Consider the following 17226-nt stretch of genomic DNA (forward strand, 5'->3'; position numbering starts at 1 on the left):
CCGCCACCTGAATGAACGGCTGTTTACGACGATCGCAGCCCGATAGCGGACAGGCCGCTTTCCACCAGTGGACGCCCCTTTGATTGCAAGCGGTATCTGTGGGGTTTGGCAAGTAGTCGGATGCTGCCATCTGTCCGGCCTGTGATGCAGCTAAGCTGCTGGCCCGTATGGGAGTTCGCGGACCGGAACCACATCACCAACAGCGTGCTCGTGGCACGGTGGAAAGCCCTGGTTCTTCCGGCCCCGTCTTGCCGACTGTTGTGCCATACCCTCCTTCGACCGACTGCGCCCTCCGACGCCTCTGGCCCGCCTCGGCTTACGCCGCGACTGCGACCGGAGCTCTGTAATCCTCTTGTTTCACCAGCAGCGCCCAGACGGTACGCGCCATTTTGTTGGCGAGCGCGACCGTAATCAGTATGCGCGGTTTCTGGGCCAGCATGCCCTCCAGCCATGAGCCGGCCGGCGCACCGCGTTTGCTCGCCTGAAGCACGACCGCGCTGCTGCCGATGATCAGCAGACGCCTGAGCGTTCGCTCACCCATTCGGGACATCGCACCAAGCTTCTGCTTTCCGCCCGTAGACGCTTGTTTTGGCACCAGCCCCAGCCAAGCAGCAAAGTCGCGCCCCTTTGCGAACGTCTCGGCCGGAGGCGCAATGGCTGCGATGACCGTTGCGGTAATCGGACCGATGCCGGGAATGGTCATTAGCCGGCGCGCCACCTCGTCCTCGCGAGCACGGCGCGCGATCTCCTTGTCCAGTTCGCCGATCCGCCTGTCGCGAACCGTCAGCATGTCGATCATCATGGCGAACATTGGCCGCGCCGCCTCTGGCAGCGTGTCCCCGATCTCACCGCCCTCAAGCAGGTCCGCCAGCATAGCGAGGTGAGCCGCACCCTTGGGCGCAACCCAGCCATATTCGGCCAGATGGCCGCGGATAGCATTGGCGATCTGGGTCCGCTGCTTCACCGCCAGATCGCGGATGCGAAACACCAAGGCTGCCGCCTGCTGCTCCTCGCTCTTCACCGCCACGAACCGCATGCTCGGTCTTTGCGCCGCCTCGCAGATTGCCTCGGCATCAACCGCATCGTTCTTGTGCCGCTTCACGAAGGGCTTCACATACGCAGGAGGGATCAGCCGGACTTCATGGCCGATCGCCCGCAACTCGCGCGCCCAGTGATGCGCACCGCCGCATGCTTCGAGTGCCACCACGCAACGCGGATGCCTGGCAAAGAAGTCGAGCAGCTTGCTACGAGTCAGCCTGCGACTAAATACCATCGCACCGCGCGCATCCGCGCCGTGAGCGTGGAAAACATGCTGGGCGATATCCAAACCGATCGTAGTAACCTCTGACACGGACGCCTCCCTCAGTGGTGTTCAACACCTCCACTATTGCACATCGATGCAGTCGGGGGGCGTCCACCCCATCACTAAAAGCGGACGTTCCGGCTGCGTCCCAGGTAAGGTGAAACCGTGCCGTACGAGGGGATGTCTCATTCGTAGAGACCGGTTGAGCGTTACCGCAACTCTGAGCAACGATTGACAGGCCGCTTCCCGACGTTTGATGAAGCATATATTGAGATCCGGCATCATAACTGCCATAATCAATCAATCGCTACGACTAGTCTGAAGCACGGTAGTGATGGACGTGGTCGACATGTCCGCTTGTCATGGAGCGAGACCATGCCTGAGGTGAACGAACGTGCATATTACGCGCAACGCGCTTCTAACGCCGGTAAATTAGCGGACTTGGCTGAAGATCCGAAAATTGCTGCGATTCATCGTGACATGGCCGCGAGTTATCGCGAACTGGCTGAAATGACACCCGCAACGCGACAGCTTCGCTGGGCCGATTAGGCGCATATACGCGATATATAATCTGATTTTAACGACGGATCCTTTTTCTTGACTCCGAGACATGCCCTACAAAGGTGTTTTGCTAAAGCAGCAGCTATAAATCAGCGATCGATCAGCTGGTCTTTAGACGCCGAGTTTATCGTTCGGCTTGCCAGCGATAATGAAGCCGTATTGGGATATTACCCGGACTCCATCGAGAACTTTTTGGGGCTGCCCATTCGATTGCGGCCATCAGGCTTTGGCAATCGACTGATAACGGAAGAAGGCTGGATCGCCGTTCCTAGTCATGCACTGATCAACATTCGACCAGTCGCATCACCGGTATTAATTTCAAAGCTGTTAACTCACTTGTAGAGCTATAGCCAAGCCGGGGAGAGGGCCTAATTGTCGAGGCGGTGAAGAAGGGCGTTCGGTACTATCATGGGCGGTTCAACGTGAGGGATGATCATGGAGGGCAGGTGCTTACCCTAACGTTCTCCTGCCAGATTCACATCGCGGCCATGCCGCCTTTGGACGATGCCACTTAGGCGTCGAACTGAACCTTAATGAAGATAGGCTCTGTTGAAGTCGCCTGCTGCCTGCAATTTCGGCCAATCCGTAATGATCACCGACTGCCTATTCCCACTGATGAGCCCGTCGCTTCGCATAGCCTGAAGCGTACGATTGACGTGAACACCAGTTAGCCCAGTGGCATCGCCGATCTGCTCCTGCGTCATCGGCCACTCATAATTCGGGCCTTCGCAAAGGCCTGCCTTCTCTTGACGCAATGCCAACTCACAGAGCAGATGCGAGATGCGTTGGCGCGCATTGCGCTGTCCGATATTCAGAATCCACTCGCGAAAGACTGAACTATCGATCAGGGTGTCTCGCCACAGCGCACGAGCGACAGCCGGAAAGGTTTCCGCTACATCCAAGATTGCTCGGTGCGATACGTATGCAACCTCAACTCGCGTTAGCGCCTGCACGCTATGATCCGCCTCGTTGAGAAGGCTGTTCTGCAAATCAACTAGATCGCCTCGCAGGTGAACCGCAAGGATTTGCCTCGCGCCGCTGCCGGCGATCTTGCTTCGATAAACAAAGCCAGAAAGTAGCGCCGCGGAGCTATCGGTCCTGTCGCCTTCACGAACAAGGTAGGAGCCAGGATCGAACGTAGCGATCCGGAAGGGCAGATCAAGAAGGGCGTCAATTTCGGCTAATGCGAGCTGCGAATGCTGCGTCAGCTTGCCAACCACAGGGGCGAGCACGGTCGAATTAGAGTTCGGCATCGAAGCCCTCCGTCCTTCTGGGCGGGGGTAGCTAGCCCTCGGCCGCTGGCGCCCTGATAGTCAACCAGCGATCCCTATTCCTAACATGGATTGACCACGGCCCACCCAACATAATTCATTGTTGCAAAGACAGGTGGCTTTCCGGTCCAGGCGGTCATTTTGTACTCCGTTGCGTAGAACACGCCTTACGGCCACTTCACAGCATTCCTATCTTTAAGCTGAGTAGATCGAAAGTCTCCACATCACGCTACTCGGGGCTAGCCTAGTATTGCCATTTCTTGATCCCTTTCGGGAAAGGCCGCAGCGTCCGGCGACGTCCGGCAACGCTTTCAGCCTTTTCAATAGAGGACGGTCTGCATTGCACCACTTCCGGACATTCACGAAAGGCGATCTCAAACGGGACGGCTCTGGTCGTTCCTATTCAAAAGTTGACTAAGCGTTAGATCGTCACCATGAAGCCCTCAAGCGAGAATATGGCGAACATCGGCTCTTCTTCTGCCGGGCCGAGCATGGTAGTCCGCCGGTCACTTCACCAACACGTACTGAGTTTGGCACGTGTATGATCTAGCGGGTGTTGCGTCGACACGTGCGCGGCTAGGACGCGATCCGGGACCCGGAGAGTGGAGTGCGGTTCGAGATCGAAGCCAGCCCCTGACAGGGCGCAGGCGATATGCGGCCTATATGTCACAATATGCCACAACGCGGCTAAAACGGCGAATCCTTGCTGATGTGAAGCATTGACGTGAAAACATGTGCCATGTGCTTATCATCGAAGATGTCCGGCTGATCGCCAATCATATCGCCCAGTTGGTCGAAGCAGCTGGGGTGTCATTGATCGACATGGCCGATAGCGAAGATGACGCCTTTGCGAGAACATCGCTGCGTGCGCCGGAGGTAATTCTCTCCGATGCCAGTCTGGGTACAGGGGGGGGCGCGGCCCTGTCGCGGTACAGCGGATCATCACGGTGATCGAAGAGCGCCCGGTCCTATTCGTCACCGGCGAGGTTATGAGCAACGTAACACGTGCAACCTGTCAGTGACAGCAACTGCGTTGCCTTCGCTTCATCGGCTGAAGCCAACCGTTCAGCGCTATTCCAATTTTGACACAAAACAGGCGGGAGCAAATGCTGGATTCAGTGATTCTGTGGCGCCAGTGCAAATCTGAGGAAGGACGCTGGGGTCAAACTATGCTAAATGATGAAGTAGGCGCGCAGCACTCTTATGTTGCCAATGCGTTAGGCGTTGACGCCGAGACGATGAACAACCATCCGTATGATCTTAAACTACTAAAAGGGGGTTCTCTATTGGTTTGCTGGCATGACCAGGCACCCGATGGAGTCATTCGTGACGGGAAACTAGGTTCATACACGACACTCATTCCATCTCCTGCCGACCCAAGTTTTATGGGATTTCAAAGACGATTATCGCGCACTGAATCAAACTAGGTAGTGAATAGTCCTAACGAGCCTCTGACCACACCAGATTTCTACACCGTTTCTCTGAGCGTACATGCTTCCATCCGAAACGGCCTTATCGTCGTTTGGACATTCTAAATCGATGCGCTCAATTATTTTCCCTTCACTATCAATTACATAAACGCGATATTCCAACATCACTGTTTTCCGAACGCCTTTTGTTAGACCCACCTGTAAGAAGCTTACATTTATGTAAAGCGGCATCGTCACCGCCATGGTGGAAAGAAGCATTCCAATAATCAAATGTTACAAAAATTTGGGTTTTTTAATGTCAGCTATTATCGCCTGATTTTACGAAATTTGCCATTCCGCTGCATACCTACAGCATACCTCCTGACTGGGTGTGAGATGCCATTTCACACCCAAACATGACAGCGCTGCCCTGACTTAACCAACGGCATGGCCCGATGGCCGATCCGCCCACATGCGGCCGCTTCTCACCGTTTGCTCACGCGAAATACCAGACTAACATTTATATTGACGGGGTAGCGAAGCGCCGCTCAGCCACGTCTGGTTTCTTGCGAAAGGATGACAATGCTTTTTGAATTGGCGCTCCTAATTGGTATAGTCGGACCACCGCAAAGAGAACTGCCCGAGCCCAGCGCGCCAATGTCAAATTTATCTGCCTGCATATCGGTCGGCGCAAAGTCGGTGTATTACTTGAGCAATCTACAGCCTGAAGCAGTCGCGCGACTTAACAGGTTTTTTAAGGAGGGTTTCGCTGACGCTGAGACGCCGTTCAATTCAACAGATCTGCGATCACGCGGTGCCACAGCGGCGTTTTTTACGATCGTATCAACATGGTGATAAACAGATTGTTTGGGACGAACATGGTGGCAGAGGTTATCATCTACACGCTCTTGGAATGATTAAATAGCCTGGGCAAACCAGGCTGAAGGTATCTCCTTCGCGTAGTTTGGCGGCGGGAGCAGCGCCGATCTTTGCGCGGCCTCTAAGGCTTTTTTCGCTGGCGTTCCCCGCATCAAGCGCGAGAGCCGCCCTTCCGCTATGCACGAAGAGCAGACATGCAAATACGGCGGAGACACCCTCCGCCCCCGTAGGCAAATTGCCCCTCCATAAACAGGGCCCTCACCACGCGCGCGGCGACGTTCCTAGTCGTTCAGCTACCGCGATTTCGATCGCGTTTGCATCGGCGTCTGTCATCGCGCCCGTAAGAACCAGGCGGCGTATCAACTCGTCCACGATCGCAGCTAAGAAGTGAACCTGCCCACGCTCTTCCGCGGTGTCCGCTTCCCCGCTTTCAATATCTTTGGTCATTGATCGGTCTCCCTACTAAAAGTCGCCGTTATAGTGTCCTACCGGAGGCACCCTTTGCTAAATTTCAAAGACTGGGAGCGCTCGTCGTCTTCCAAGATACCTGCCAGTGCAGAAAGCAAACCAAGCGTTAAGACAGCTTCGTCTCTTGATAGGAGAACGCAGTCGGCATCGAGGGGCGCGAGTGCCGCCTTCAACTGCGCTTCCATCGCCTTCGCAACGGCTATTACATCGAGGTCTTGCACACTAAATTCTCCTTGTGCGGTGGAGGACCCCTCTGCCCCGCCGATCGAACCCTGCAGATAACTGCGGTTTGCGAGCAAACTATCGCACGATGTACCCTAGTGATACTCCAGTCAGGCAGCGCGTCCAGTCCAGCCTCGGTGACCATAATAAGGACAAAGCGTTCCCTAGCGGCGTACGGTTTCGTACCGACGATCAAGGTGTGTCGCCTCCTGTTCTGGTAGCATGTAACGTCAAGGGGTGAGACTAGACGATCCCCATAATTCCGACGGCTCCGCGAAGGAAGACGGCCAAGAAGAGACTGTGCACGACCTGGCCGAGGGTCTAGCAGAGCTTCGTCTACTTGCTATCCGGCTTGACCTGAAGGTTGTTGGGGCGCTCATTGGCAGCGCGATCGGCATGATACCTCTTGTGAAGCATTAACTATGTCTATTACGCATGAGGAACACGAGGCCTTGAAGGGCTGTATGGAGGCGGTGCTAGCAGTTGCGGACGCGCACAGCCTGTCTTTGACTGCGGCGCGGATCAGCGGCGCAATTGACGCACTAGCTTACGAGGTCAGCCCGGACGTTAGTGCGTCGAGCCCCTCGCCGGGGCTCAGGTCGTAAGACGCCTTAAGGTTATTGGTCGATACCTTCAGTCCTGACTCGGGCCGCCGGTCAGCGGCGCCAAAAGGCCGGGGTCCGTGGTTGCGTCCGCTTTCGCCCAAAGGCGGACGAACGATTGCGGTCGCGGTCTCGGTTGGTTAGCTTCGCCAAACCTGATCTGAGGAAGCGTTGCGCATGCTCACCGTCTTTACCGTTTGTGCAAACATCCTGATTTACGGATTTCTGGGCTGGGCCATCGTGGGCTGGTTGGGCCACCGAGGCCATGCTCGTATAGCCGGACTCTTTCTCGCTCTCGGTTTCGCCCTTGGGAGTTTCGGAGGAAATGCGGCTGCGGAGCCCGAGAACGTTCTCCAACTCCGCGCGCTTGGTTCAGTTGTGGGGTTGGGTGCCCTGTCAGCATTGATGTTCTACCGGCGTCGCCGCACTACCCGATAACGTCTACCGAACGGCTGCTCACCTCCCCCTTCGCGACGTTGGCGACCGGCAAAGTAGACCCCAAAGCTGTATGGACCCGAAGCGCCCAAAGTCGGTCATTCCAGACCGATCTTTCAATCCCAAACCCTGCCACTCCGCTCATGCAAAAATCAAAAGTTTTGCTCCAGCACTTTGCCATATCCGTCAACTATGTGTTGATTTTGTATCGTCAATGTAAGATTGACGGATCGTCAACATAAAATTGACGGAGGGTATCATTCAGATTAATGAGCAGCAGGCCGTCAGAGAGCAAACGGCCGCTATCGTACTGAACTGGGCAGCGGGCCGTCAGCCTCCTTTTACCGGTGAGACCGCAGAGGGGTTTGCGGAAGCTATCACGGTAGCGCACCTGGTTGCAGACGAGGGAAGGATCAGCCTTCATCGCTGGATCGATGCAGCACGGCGAACTGGGCTGAGTTGGACGGATATCGGAAACGCCCTTGGCATCTCAAAACAGGCTGCCCAGCAGCGGTTCAAGTCCGCCGAAATGGGGGACGAACTAGCGAGCGGAGAAGGTGAGGAAATTGTTCGTCTTGGGGCAACCGCCTTTAACGAGATGAGCATCCTGCGCGAGGAAGGTGGGAAGGGTAATGAACTGGTCCGTACTGGCGCTCTCGCACTGGTATTTCGGCCAACTACCCACCTGTGGGAATATCGACGTAAAATTGGCAAAGCGTCGATAACTGCGGAGATGAAGAGGGCAGGATGGATATACGTATCTAGCTGGATGCCATTTCACTACTTTAAGCGATCAGTACCTGCGGAGTAATTTTGATAGGCCGCTTCTCGGTGATGGTTCGAGAAGCGGCCTCAGTTTGAGCCCATAATGCAAACCCGCAGAGTTTTGCATAAAATGTCTATGATATGGGATGCCGTGCGGATCGTTTTAGCTAGCGGCCCATCCGCCCCCTGGCAGCTGTTTCTGCCATTCTTCTTCTTTCGGCCAGCTGCCTGCCAGTCCCTGCCAGTTTTTAGCATACACGACGGTCGTAGGTATTGGCTCGCCGTCTAGAGACGCGCTGCATCGAAGTTTGGTGCTGGTGCTTCTCAGCCAAACTTTCAGTTCACCGTCGCCGAATGACGTGAGCCACGGCTCTTGGTATTTTTGCGAGAATCGCATCCTGCCGCTGCTGGCGTGGACTTGCTCACCGTTCACCAGCATCCGTTCCTGGCCCCACAACGTCCAGCTGAAGGCGTTATCTACCTGGATTACGGTGTTGCCGATCTGAAACTCCCAGCGTTGGCCGATCAGCCTCATTTGTCGCTTCTCCTCAACCAACGTTTTTGAAAGCCAAGACTAGAATAGGTGAGAACTTGGCGACAAGCTGCAACGTGAGCCTGAGCTTGTCCATCGACCAAAGAGCGGCAGAAACGACGCAACCTGCCGATTCAAAAACCTAATGCGTTTCCCGTGGGCATCCGACGTCGAGTTTCCCAAGGTGAAGTCCAAAAAGCGGTCGGACCGCTCACCACCAATCCCGGACATTCGGTTTAGCGTTTTGCACCACCTGGCGCCCGGCGCCGTCCGCATGGGACGCCTCAACACGTAATAAACGTTACTGCTAACGATTGCGGCAGTTTTGAAGGCCGTAGGACCCGTAATTCGGTAGGGTACCAGTGGAGTACTACACAGCGGAAGTTGGTGCCGGTAGTTTCCGCGCTAAGGTGCTGCCCATGACGACAGACGTAATCAATGAGACCAGGCTGGCCGCGATCACGCGCCTCACGCCCGCCGAACGGGAGTGCCTGAGGCGCTGTTTAGAACATCAGACAGCGAAGCAGATGGCGATCGATCTGGGCATCTCCGCCCATGCGGTGGAGAAGCGGTTGAAGATGGCACGCGCAAAGCTCGGTCTATCGTCGTCCCTTGAAGCTGCGAAGTTGGTGGAGACGGTAGATCGGTCCCGTCGCTTGGGACCTAGTCCGTCGGACCTTTCGCCAGAGAACGCTCAACCTGATCAAGGCGGCATCGATGCCGCCCCACGTCATGAGACGTCGTGGATCAAGCGGATCGGCCTAACCCGCGTAGTCTCAGGAGTGATCCTTATGAGTTTAATTCTTGCAGCAGCTTTGATGCTGGCTTCCTCGCCTTCCGCCTTTCAGGATCAGACAAGTCCAGTGTCGACGGCATCGGAGTCCGCGCCGACTCCTGGCACCGAGGCCGCTTTGCGGCGCCTCTTTGCCGGCTTGGCAAGTGGTGCTCCGAATTACAATAAACTCGCCCCTCAATTCGCTGAGGTTGTCCGACGTGACCTCCCGATGACCCACCCCATGTTCAAGTCGATGGGCGAGCTGAAGTCGATCACCTTCCGCAACAAAGGTCCGATGGGCGATGACGCCTACGATCTGACGTTCGCTAATGGTAAGGTACTAATGTCAGCAGCCCTTGACGCTCAAGGCAGGATGGCTGGCGGCATACTTGCGCCGCAGGGGGTCAGGGCGCCCGGCCACTGATAGGGTGTACACCGATGATGATCTGCTTCTTCCATAAGAAGCGGATCATCAATTTCTCCTCCTCCACCCTTTTGGGTCGCGCATATCGTCGACTCGCACCTAAAGACATACAACGCCAACTGCTAAAGACTGCGCTACAAATGCGTATGTCCGGAAACGCCCAAAAGCAGATGCTAAGCTGCTCAGGCTGTAACAAGTTAGTCAGGACGGTCCTTCAGAGACGGCCGAGTTCTTTATGCGCTCAACTAAAGAGCCGCGCCCAGCGTGGTTGTGGAAAAACTGCGCCGTTGCGCATTCCATGATTAGTGCGGCGATCAAGCTCAATATCCTGCCGGCGCATAGCCTTTACGGCTTCCTCACCCGCAGAATTCGCGGTGGCACAATCCGCGTTCCGGATCGCCTCAATCAGGGAACGCTGAGCGTTATATGCCTGGCTAAGGTGATCCGCTTCATGGCGAATGAGAGCACTCATATAACGGTTCCAGTCAGCAGCCGTGGCAGAACTAATGTTACTTGCGTTCGCAAGCCTAGGAAGCGTGACTAGTCCTGAGAATGTGACTTGCGCAGACTTGGTACCGCACTCGCCGTTGGGGCCACCATCCCAACGCCATGAATAGTGCCAGTTGGTGTGAGCATCGCCGTCGTTGAATGGCCGCTTCTTGTTAAGTTCGGTCCGGATTGCCGCGGACTCAACTGCATAGATATCATAATAAGAAATCTGCACATTGGGCACGTTTTGAACGTAATCGGTCAACGAGATAGGAGCAGTTGGAGCAGGTTGAGGGACGAACCAAGAACCTGCCCCGATCAGACCTCCTATCAAGAGACACCCAACGATGAGTAATGTGTTGCGCATCAAAAGCGTTGGTACGTACGGCGTGTTAATGTCTTGCTACCGAGTGCCGCTTCGTACCGCTTGACGCAATCAACTCCGGCTCTCGGCCGACAAGTGCTGAACGCCACTGGTAGCCGCTGCTTCAAGAATTTGGCCGCTCATTCACGCGCGCGAAGCGGCCAGCGCATCGAAAGGAACGTGCAGCCGTAGTCGATAGGCAGGAAGAACGCTCGGACTATAGGCTGATCCACAGGTCACTTGATTGCGCGTTTGATCCCTATGCCCGAATGGCCGCTTTCCACCAGTTTTGCCGAAAAACTGACGTTCCGCTGCGCGCCGCTACTCGACTCCCGTCAGCGTTATGCGGTTGCTGAGATGCCTGAAGGCACGATCGCGACAGGTCAGCAGAATAACCTGCATTCTCGTCGCAGCATCGGTCAGGATCTCGGTCATCAGATCAAGGCGGGCGTCGTCCGAATAGACGAGCGGATCGTCCAGGATCAGCGACACCGGCACACCCTGCTCCAGCAGCATGTCGGCGAAAGCCAGCCGAGTGAGCACTGCAAGCTGTTCCTGAGTACCCCGGGAAAGGTCACCGCAATTCTCACCGAGCCCGCTACGCACGATCGACGTCAGGCCTAGATCATCACCAAAGTTCGGATCGCAGCCAGGCAGGAGCCGCTGAATATGCCGGCGTGCGCGCCGCGCAACCGGCCCGACGAACGTCCGTGAGGTCTCTGCTCGCGCACCTTCCAGAGTGTCGCGAAGCAGCTTTAGCGTTTCCGCCTCCTGCGTCACGCGCGCCAGGTTGGCGGCGGAAGCATACGCTTCTTCTCGCGCAGCCGCGGCGCGGTCTGCCAGTCCCTTGCCGCCTTCCACCTCGATCCGCGCCTCAAGCCCGGCGATCACCTTCTCCAGATCGATGCGCTGCGTCCGTGCGACCTCGACACGTTTGTCCAACATCCCGATCTGACGCTCGATCACCGCCACATCATGCGCCGTCGCAGCACGTTCGGCGTCCTGCAGACTAATCAGCGCTGCCGCTTCCCGCTGACGCGCCTCCAGCAGAGCCGCATTCAGGCGGTCTATCGCAGGTTTGCCTTCCAGAGCAGCGAGCTGGGCTACGGCATTGGCGGCATCACGCTCGGCGCCAGCCGCCTGAACCATCAGCGGCGCATTGCGAGCTTCCAGTTCGCGCAGTTGCACAGACGCCGCCTCATCGACACCCTCCGCCTTTGCGAGCGCCGAGTCCGCCTCCGCCGCGATCACCGTCAATGCGTCGACGTCTGGCTCCTCCCCACTCCCCTCCCCTTCCGCGCTTTCCGGCAATCCTGCCATGAAGGTCTTCAGGGCCGAAGCACCGGCCGCGATACCGAGCAACGGCACGGCCGGCGTGAGCCCGACGATCCGTGCTTCGAGCGTGCGAACGTTGGCGACAGCATCACGCGCAACCTCGTTACGTGACCGCGCATCAGCGACACTCGTCACCCCGTGGTCAGCCAAGGCGGCGCCCAGATCATCGCGGGCGTTGGCAAGTGCCGTTTCAGCGCTTTGCAGCCCCGCTGGCGGTCGGATGATCAGCTCGGCGCCCCCAAACTGGATGCGCGTCTCACGCGATAGCGTCCGGTCACCCGGCTCAGCCGGCATTCGGTCGATCCGAACACCGCTGACATCGCCCGCGAACTCGATCCGGGTCGCACCCGCCTCGACTGCCGCGCGCGCCTTGTCGACGCCACGTTCGCGTTCCTCCAGCGTCTTGATGACGCTGGGTGGGATCACGGTCGCACCAAGTTTGCGGGCTGCCTCCAGTTCGGCTTCGAGGGGAAGCAGCTCCGCGTGCCGATGGCGTACCCGGGCGATCTCGACGTGACGTGCTCGAGCGGCAACCAACTTGGTGGCACCCTCGAGCGCCGCGTGCGCCTTGCGCCGATTGTCGCGGGCGGTCGCCAGCCGATCACGCGCCGTACTCGCTCGCTCACGCGTGCTGGTCAATTCCTCTTCCAGGCCGGATCGCTTCTCACGGGCCTTGCTTAGCGCTGCGGCCGTGTCACTGACGGCCTTCCGAGCATCAGTGAGGCGCGCGGTAAGATCCTCCAGTCCCTTGACCTGATCAGCAAGACGACCTTGCTCAGCCCGCCTAGTATCGCGCAACTGCGCCGCAGATCGTGCCACGTCGATCTGACCAACCAGAACCTTTCGCCGTTCTGCGTCCGTCGTATCGGCAAGATCGCGGTCCAGCACCTTCAGCCTGGCCCGAGCTGCCTCGAGATCGGAGAAGCCCTGTTCAAGGGCGGCGAGCCGGGTGGCGGCTTCGGTCGCAGCGCTCTCGGCAGCGTCATGCTCGGCACGTGCTGTCGTCTGGCGACCGCTAAGCCGGCCGGTGGTGGTCCAATAGTCTGCGAACTGGCTGTCGATCCGAGGCCGAACACGCTGGTAGGCTGCGCCACCCATGATCGTGCCGACCTCAGCCTCCAGCGTGGCGCGCACGCTGTCGCGGACTATGTCACTTGGAGCCGTGACTTCGAGCGCCTGGGCCTGCCCTACCCAAAGCAGCCCCAGCGCGCCGTGTGCGGCCGCATCGCCGGCTTGGCTGGTGTCGCGCCGCGCGCCGAGCAATGCCTGGAGCTGGGCTTCGGCATCTTCGCCTTGTGCACGGCCGTTTGGCCCACGAACCTCGACTGACGCACCTTTCAGGAAGCGCTTGCTGACCTGCCACTCCTCGCCTCTCGCCTCGAAGCCGATTTCGATCTGCGGGGCGACCGCCTCGCCGTGCGGCGCATAGCTCCGCGCCAGGCGGTTGGCTGTGTTGTGCCGAATGAAGAAGGCCGCGCGCATGGCTTCCAGCAGTGTCGACTTGCCGGTCTCGTTGGGCTCGATGATGACGTTCAAGCCGTCGGTGAGCCCATCGAGAACGAATGGATCACGGAACTTGCGGAAGTTGGACAGCGCGATGCGCTGGATCTTGAGGCTCATGCTGCGTCCTGTCCGCGCTGATATTCCACGAAGAGGCGCTCGAGCGCCCGCTTGGCCGTGACGGCGTCGCCCCCCCCCGCCTCGATCATGCTCATCAGCTTTGCCGCTGCCGTTCCGATCATCCCCTCAACCTGAAGATCTGCCAGATCCTGCTCGCTCGGCTGACCGACAAGGTCGTCTACCGTAACTGCCAAATGGCGCAGACGATGGCGTAGGTCATTGTCCAGCTTGCCAAGGATCACGATCCGGTCGGACAGGCTGACGATGCCGGCAAGGGACAGCTGCAGGAGCGTTGCCGACGGTCGGATCAGACCAAACAGCCGATCGCACTCGGCAGCAAAGCCGTCCGCGTCCGGGATTGTCCACTCCCGCATCAGCCATTGAAACCTGCCCGTCCGTATAGGTGACACGACCGGGTCCACGCCCGGCTCAAGCGTTACGAGCAACGCGTATCCCGGTTCGTCGCGCTGAAAGCGATCTGTTTCCGGTGTGCCGGAATACCAGGTTCGCGCATCGACCCGTAGCGCTCCATGCCAATCGCCGAGTGCAAGATAATCCAGGCTGGAACGCTGGGCACGATCGGGGGCGATCTGGTTCTGCGCCTCGCCACGCGACGAAAAATCACGGATCGAACCATGAGCCAAGCCAATGCGCAGTGTCGCACCCGGCGTCTCCATCGTGTCGAACAAGGCCGTGGGGTCGTCGAGGTTGTGCCGGTGCGTCAGCGGTGCCGGCAGGAGCCATTGTCCCGGTTCGAGCTCGCACGGCACGGGCTCGGTGACGATGCGGATGTTCGTCGCCCCCTTGGCGCGGACACGGTCCCAAAGGCCGCTGTTGCGCGCGAAGTCGTGATTGCCGGGTAGAAGCCACCACGTGCAGGCATATCGCTGCATTCGCGACACCGCCTGCACAATCACGCGGTCTTCGGGCCCCTCCGTATCGAAGACGTCGCCTGCGACCAGGACATGAGCAGCGCCCTGATCGACGGCAGCCTTGCCGATCACATCGATCGCGTCGAAGCGCGCCTCGCTGAGCGCCGCACGGACATCGCTATCGAAGCGGCCATAGGGTTTGCCGAGCTGCCAGTCAGCCGTGTGGATCAGGCGTAGCATGAAGACTTTCTGATGGTGGAAAGACAGCTGTGGAACCGGACCTGATTGCCCCTGCCCTATCCTGTACCTACCGATACAGTTAGCAAGCGACGAGCAAGATGCAGACGCCTGGTCGTACGATGCTACCGGATCGTCACAACCTTGACCTCGACGGCGTCGGCGACCTTCTTCCAGTTCTGGTCGCTGGTCCACGCCGGCAACCCATCCCGCCGCGCCAGCGCCAGACAAAAGCGATCGCCAAGGCTAAGCCCCGCCTCGGCCGTCATCCCGCGCAGCCGCCCGGCAATCTGCGCCAGGGCCTTGTCCGCCGGCACGACGGTCAACGGCAACGGGTCGAGCATGGCATCGACTTCCCGCTCGGGCATTCCGGCGTGAATGAAATGGGTGACCACCTCTGCGTAATTCACGCTGCTCACCCGCGCGCCAGCGATTACCGCCGCAACCTTGGCGGATCCTTTCTCACCCTTGATCATGGCGATGAGCGCGGACGCATCCAGCACTACGGTCATTCGCCGCTATCCTCGCGACGCCGGTTTAGAAAAGCGTCAACTGTGGCGTCTGGGTTACCACCGGTATATTGCTTGGCCAGCGCCTGCGCTCTTGCGACCGCCTGATTTGCCGTCCGGAGCACGACACCGTCTTCAGTTTCGTCGAGATAGACCGCACCCCCATCAGTCAGACCCAAACGTTTACGAACGTCAGCGGGCAGGCTCATCCGCCCGTTGGGAGTTATGTTGATCTGTAACGTCATGACGGTACCCACCTCAGCTCACAGGATCGTTGTCGCTAATTAGCCACTTACAAGGGCAGGAACAATCCTGATCTCACCATGTCATATAGAGCCTCATGTGGCAGATCGGCACGCTAATGTCATCCCGCGCTCATATGGCCAGATAGGTAAGAAGCAGGTTCCTTTAGGGTATGCCCCTAGCTCACCGCTTCAGGGTGGTCTGTTTTCCGTTAGAAAATGGCGTATCTAATTTTAGTCAATTTGCTCGCCTAGTCCGGCTGAAGCCCTAACCAAAGAGGACCATACGGCACCCATTCAAACAGCACCGCTTAAGCTGCATTCGGGATGCGGGACATAGGACAGACTCAGATACCCTAAACGCCAGCAAATTCACTCGGGCGTCGCAAAACGCCTGTTTGTCGCATAGTCGTGATTACGACCGGGTTTTTCGTACACCCAATCGATGAATGACGGTAAATGGTGGTTAGCGGACCTTAGCGTTCGTCCCGTCCGCCAATTGCGCGAACAGCCATAAAGGTGGCGAAAACGACAACGATCGTCGGCAGCAGAAACGGGATATGTCGCCACCACAAACTTTCGGTGCCGGGTGCTGGGTCACCGTAAAAGCGGGCGCAATCGATAATCAGTGCCACGACACCGGCGAGTGCCGCGAGTAGGCAACCGTTACGATCGCCACTGCCCAGACCGTTGTAGCCGTCATTCATCTGGCCATGATCACCTAGACGTGAATGTCTGCAATTGGGCGACTGCGGAACGACTGCTTTTCGAATGCCACAGTTCAAACTGAATGCACCTAGCAATCCAGAGTAAATGCCCCTCCGGAAAAGCCATGCCACCCCGTGCCCGTTCTCTCCTTGGCCATGATGGCCACGGAGAGAAAGCTATGGGTACGTCACAGTTCGATCCAATCGCAGGCAAACGCCCCCCCTGGAACGGCGGGCGCAAGGTGGGTGCCAAGCGTGCGCTCAAGCCGCGACAGGTCTGGGCCATTCGCTTCTTCCTCGATCAGCACCAGCGACTACGGGATCGAGCGTTGTTTGACCTGGCGATCGACAGCAAGCTGCGTGGTTGCGATGTGGTGCGGATGAGGATCGGCGATATCATCCTTGGTGGCCATGTCCGAACCCGTGCGATCGTCGTCCAGGCGAAAACAGGTAGGCCGGTGCAGTTCGAGTTGATGGCGGACGCCCGAGCAAGCTTGCTGGCATGGCTGGAGAGGCGAGGTGGTTCGCTTGCCGACTATGTCTTTCCTAGCCGAACCGATCATGCCCGCCCGCTCAGTACCCGCCAGTACGCCCGGCTGGTAGCCGAATGGGTGAACGGCATAGGGCTGCGCCGCGAAGAGTATGGGACGCACTCGCTCCGGCGGACCAAGGCCTCCATCATCTACAAGGCGTCGGGCAATCTTCGCGCGGTGCAGATCCTACTCGGCCACGCCAAGATTGAGAATACCGTCCGCTACCTTGGCGTCGATGTCGAAGACGCTTTGACCTTGTCAGAGGGCATCGAGGTGTAACCTACACCGGCTTCTCGCCACTGTGAGAAGCCGGACCGGACGGACGAGCGGCAGAAGTAGCCCTTCCCCTGCCGCCCAAAGGCTGGCCCCCCAATGGAAGCCAGCTTTTACTTACTCGGCAGTTTCAACTTTTGGCTGTTTGGATTTTGCTGGGGCCTTCGATGCCGTGCCATCGCCGCTGCGGCTGCTACCCAAGCCAATCCTATGGGCCATCGCACGGCGCGCTTCCGAATAGGTCGTTGCAACCATCGGATAATCAGCCTTCAGATTGTACCGCTCGCGATATTCTTCTGGCGTCAGTCCGTGCGTCGTGAGGTGTCGGCGAAGTGTCTTGTATGGCTTGCCATCGATCATGCTGACGATGAAGTCCGGGTTGGCCAGCGACTTACGGGC

At 58.1% G+C, this 17226-nt stretch carries 16 protein-coding genes; 5 read left to right on the top strand and 11 right to left on the bottom strand.

Going from position 1 to position 17226, the window contains the following annotated elements:
* Positions 1-316: 316 nt before the first annotated feature.
* Positions 317-1351 carry an IS110 family transposase gene (locus tag SOM18_RS19040; protein ID WP_320482211.1) on the bottom strand — a complete coding sequence of 345 codons (1035 nt, stop codon included), beginning with the start codon at positions 1349-1351 and terminating at the stop codon, positions 317-319.
* 327 nt (positions 1352-1678) lie between these two features.
* Here SOM18_RS19040 and SOM18_RS19045 point away from each other — a divergent pair, with 327 nt between their 5' ends.
* Positions 1679-1852 (top strand): hypothetical protein, encoded by a 174-nt coding sequence (locus SOM18_RS19045; protein ID WP_320482212.1) that lies wholly within the window; start codon positions 1679-1681, stop codon positions 1850-1852.
* 542 nt (positions 1853-2394) lie between these two features.
* Here SOM18_RS19045 and SOM18_RS19050 read toward each other — a convergent pair.
* Positions 2395-3117 carry a Crp/Fnr family transcriptional regulator gene (locus SOM18_RS19050; protein WP_320482213.1) on the bottom strand — a complete coding sequence of 241 codons (723 nt, stop codon included), beginning with the start codon at positions 3115-3117 and terminating at the stop codon, positions 2395-2397.
* Positions 3118-3876: 759 nt separating this feature from the next.
* Here SOM18_RS19050 and SOM18_RS19055 point away from each other — a divergent pair.
* Positions 3877-4086, top strand: a complete 210-nt coding sequence (locus tag SOM18_RS19055) for a hypothetical protein (RefSeq protein WP_320482214.1) — start codon at positions 3877-3879, stop codon at positions 4084-4086.
* A gap of 1595 nt (positions 4087-5681) precedes the next feature.
* Here SOM18_RS19055 and SOM18_RS19060 read toward each other — a convergent pair.
* A complete protein-coding gene (locus SOM18_RS19060; protein ID WP_320482215.1) occupies positions 5682-5870 on the bottom strand; it encodes a hypothetical protein in 189 nt (62 codons plus the stop codon).
* Between the two features lie 1524 nt (positions 5871-7394).
* On the opposite strand from SOM18_RS19060, the gene SOM18_RS19065 reads away from it, so the two are divergent.
* The gene (locus tag SOM18_RS19065) at positions 7395-7961 is read left to right on the top strand and encodes a hypothetical protein (RefSeq protein ID WP_320482216.1); all 567 of its coding nucleotides are present in this window, start codon (positions 7395-7397) and stop codon (positions 7959-7961) included.
* 117 nt (positions 7962-8078) lie between these two features.
* Here SOM18_RS19065 and SOM18_RS19070 read toward each other — a convergent pair whose 3' ends face one another.
* The gene (locus SOM18_RS19070) at positions 8079-8450 is read right to left on the bottom strand and encodes a hypothetical protein (protein WP_320482217.1); all 372 of its coding nucleotides are present in this window, start codon (positions 8448-8450) and stop codon (positions 8079-8081) included.
* A 416-nt stretch (positions 8451-8866) separates the two neighbouring features.
* Here SOM18_RS19070 and SOM18_RS19075 point away from each other — a divergent pair, with 416 nt between their 5' ends.
* A complete protein-coding gene (locus SOM18_RS19075) occupies positions 8867-9646 on the top strand; it encodes a helix-turn-helix transcriptional regulator (protein WP_320482218.1) in 780 nt (259 codons plus the stop codon).
* Between the two features lie 241 nt (positions 9647-9887).
* On the opposite strand, the gene SOM18_RS19080 is transcribed toward SOM18_RS19075, so the two are convergent.
* The 6 genes from SOM18_RS19080 to SOM18_RS19105 all read right to left on the bottom strand — a co-directional run bounded on the left by SOM18_RS19080 (position 9888) and on the right by SOM18_RS19105 (position 16021).
* Positions 9888-10400, bottom strand: coding sequence for a DUF922 domain-containing protein (locus SOM18_RS19080; RefSeq protein ID WP_320482219.1), 513 nt, complete (start codon positions 10398-10400; stop codon positions 9888-9890).
* A 420-nt stretch (positions 10401-10820) separates the two neighbouring features.
* Entirely contained in the window at positions 10821-13454 is a 2634-nt protein-coding gene (locus tag SOM18_RS19085) for an AAA family ATPase (protein ID WP_320482220.1), read from the bottom strand.
* The gene (locus tag SOM18_RS19090) at positions 13451-14566 is read right to left on the bottom strand and encodes a DNA repair exonuclease (protein WP_320482221.1); all 1116 of its coding nucleotides are present in this window, start codon (positions 14564-14566) and stop codon (positions 13451-13453) included. Before SOM18_RS19090 ends, SOM18_RS19085 begins: the two co-directional genes overlap by 4 nt.
* 122 nt (positions 14567-14688) lie before the next feature.
* A complete protein-coding gene (locus tag SOM18_RS19095) occupies positions 14689-15075 on the bottom strand; it encodes a type II toxin-antitoxin system VapC family toxin (protein WP_320482222.1) in 387 nt (128 codons plus the stop codon).
* Positions 15072-15317 (bottom strand): AbrB/MazE/SpoVT family DNA-binding domain-containing protein, encoded by a 246-nt coding sequence (locus SOM18_RS19100; RefSeq protein WP_320482223.1) that lies wholly within the window; start codon positions 15315-15317, stop codon positions 15072-15074. The genes SOM18_RS19095 and SOM18_RS19100 overlap by 4 nt, the downstream gene beginning before the upstream one ends.
* 473 nt (positions 15318-15790) lie before the next feature.
* Entirely contained in the window at positions 15791-16021 is a 231-nt protein-coding gene (locus SOM18_RS19105; protein ID WP_320482224.1) for a hypothetical protein, read from the bottom strand.
* Between the two features lie 179 nt (positions 16022-16200).
* Between SOM18_RS19105 and SOM18_RS19110 the strand changes: the two genes are divergently transcribed.
* On the top strand, positions 16201-16833 hold the full coding sequence (locus SOM18_RS19110) for a tyrosine-type recombinase/integrase (RefSeq protein ID WP_320482225.1): 633 nt from the start codon (positions 16201-16203) through the stop codon (positions 16831-16833).
* Between the two features lie 111 nt (positions 16834-16944).
* On the opposite strand, the gene SOM18_RS19115 is transcribed toward SOM18_RS19110, so the two are convergent.
* Positions 16945-17226, bottom strand: a 282-nt coding sequence (locus SOM18_RS19115; protein ID WP_320482226.1) for a MucR family transcriptional regulator, incomplete at its 5' end; no start/stop codon positions are given.

The organism is Sphingomonas sp. CFBP9019 (assembly GCF_034045155.1).
Taxonomy (GTDB): Bacteria; Pseudomonadota; Alphaproteobacteria; order Sphingomonadales; family Sphingomonadaceae; genus Sphingomonas; species Sphingomonas aerolata.

What these genes read in the sequence shown, in the direction of transcription:
- SOM18_RS19090 (WP_320482221.1), bottom strand. Translation starts at nt 14,566, where the DNA reads ATGCTACGCCTGATCCACACGGCTGACTGGCAGCTCGGCAAACCCTAT.
- SOM18_RS19110 (WP_320482225.1), top strand. Translation starts at nt 16,201, where the DNA reads ATGGGTACGTCACAGTTCGATCCAATCGCAGGCAAACGCCCCCCCTGG.
- SOM18_RS19070 (WP_320482217.1), bottom strand. Translation starts at nt 8,450, where the DNA reads ATGAGGCTGATCGGCCAACGCTGGGAGTTTCAGATCGGCAACACCGTA.
- SOM18_RS19085 (WP_320482220.1), bottom strand. Translation starts at nt 13,454, where the DNA reads ATGAGCCTCAAGATCCAGCGCATCGCGCTGTCCAACTTCCGCAAGTTC.
- SOM18_RS19105 (WP_320482224.1), bottom strand. Translation starts at nt 16,021, where the DNA reads ATGAATGACGGCTACAACGGTCTGGGCAGTGGCGATCGTAACGGTTGC.
- SOM18_RS19095 (WP_320482222.1), bottom strand. Translation starts at nt 15,075, where the DNA reads ATGACCGTAGTGCTGGATGCGTCCGCGCTCATCGCCATGATCAAGGGT.
- SOM18_RS19050 (WP_320482213.1), bottom strand. Translation starts at nt 3,117, where the DNA reads ATGCCGAACTCTAATTCGACCGTGCTCGCCCCTGTGGTTGGCAAGCTG.
- SOM18_RS19100 (WP_320482223.1), bottom strand. Translation starts at nt 15,317, where the DNA reads ATGACGTTACAGATCAACATAACTCCCAACGGGCGGATGAGCCTGCCC.
- SOM18_RS19075 (WP_320482218.1), top strand. Translation starts at nt 8,867, where the DNA reads ATGACGACAGACGTAATCAATGAGACCAGGCTGGCCGCGATCACGCGC.
- SOM18_RS19045 (WP_320482212.1), top strand. Translation starts at nt 1,679, where the DNA reads ATGCCTGAGGTGAACGAACGTGCATATTACGCGCAACGCGCTTCTAAC.
- SOM18_RS19060 (WP_320482215.1), bottom strand. Translation starts at nt 5,870, where the DNA reads ATGACCAAAGATATTGAAAGCGGGGAAGCGGACACCGCGGAAGAGCGT.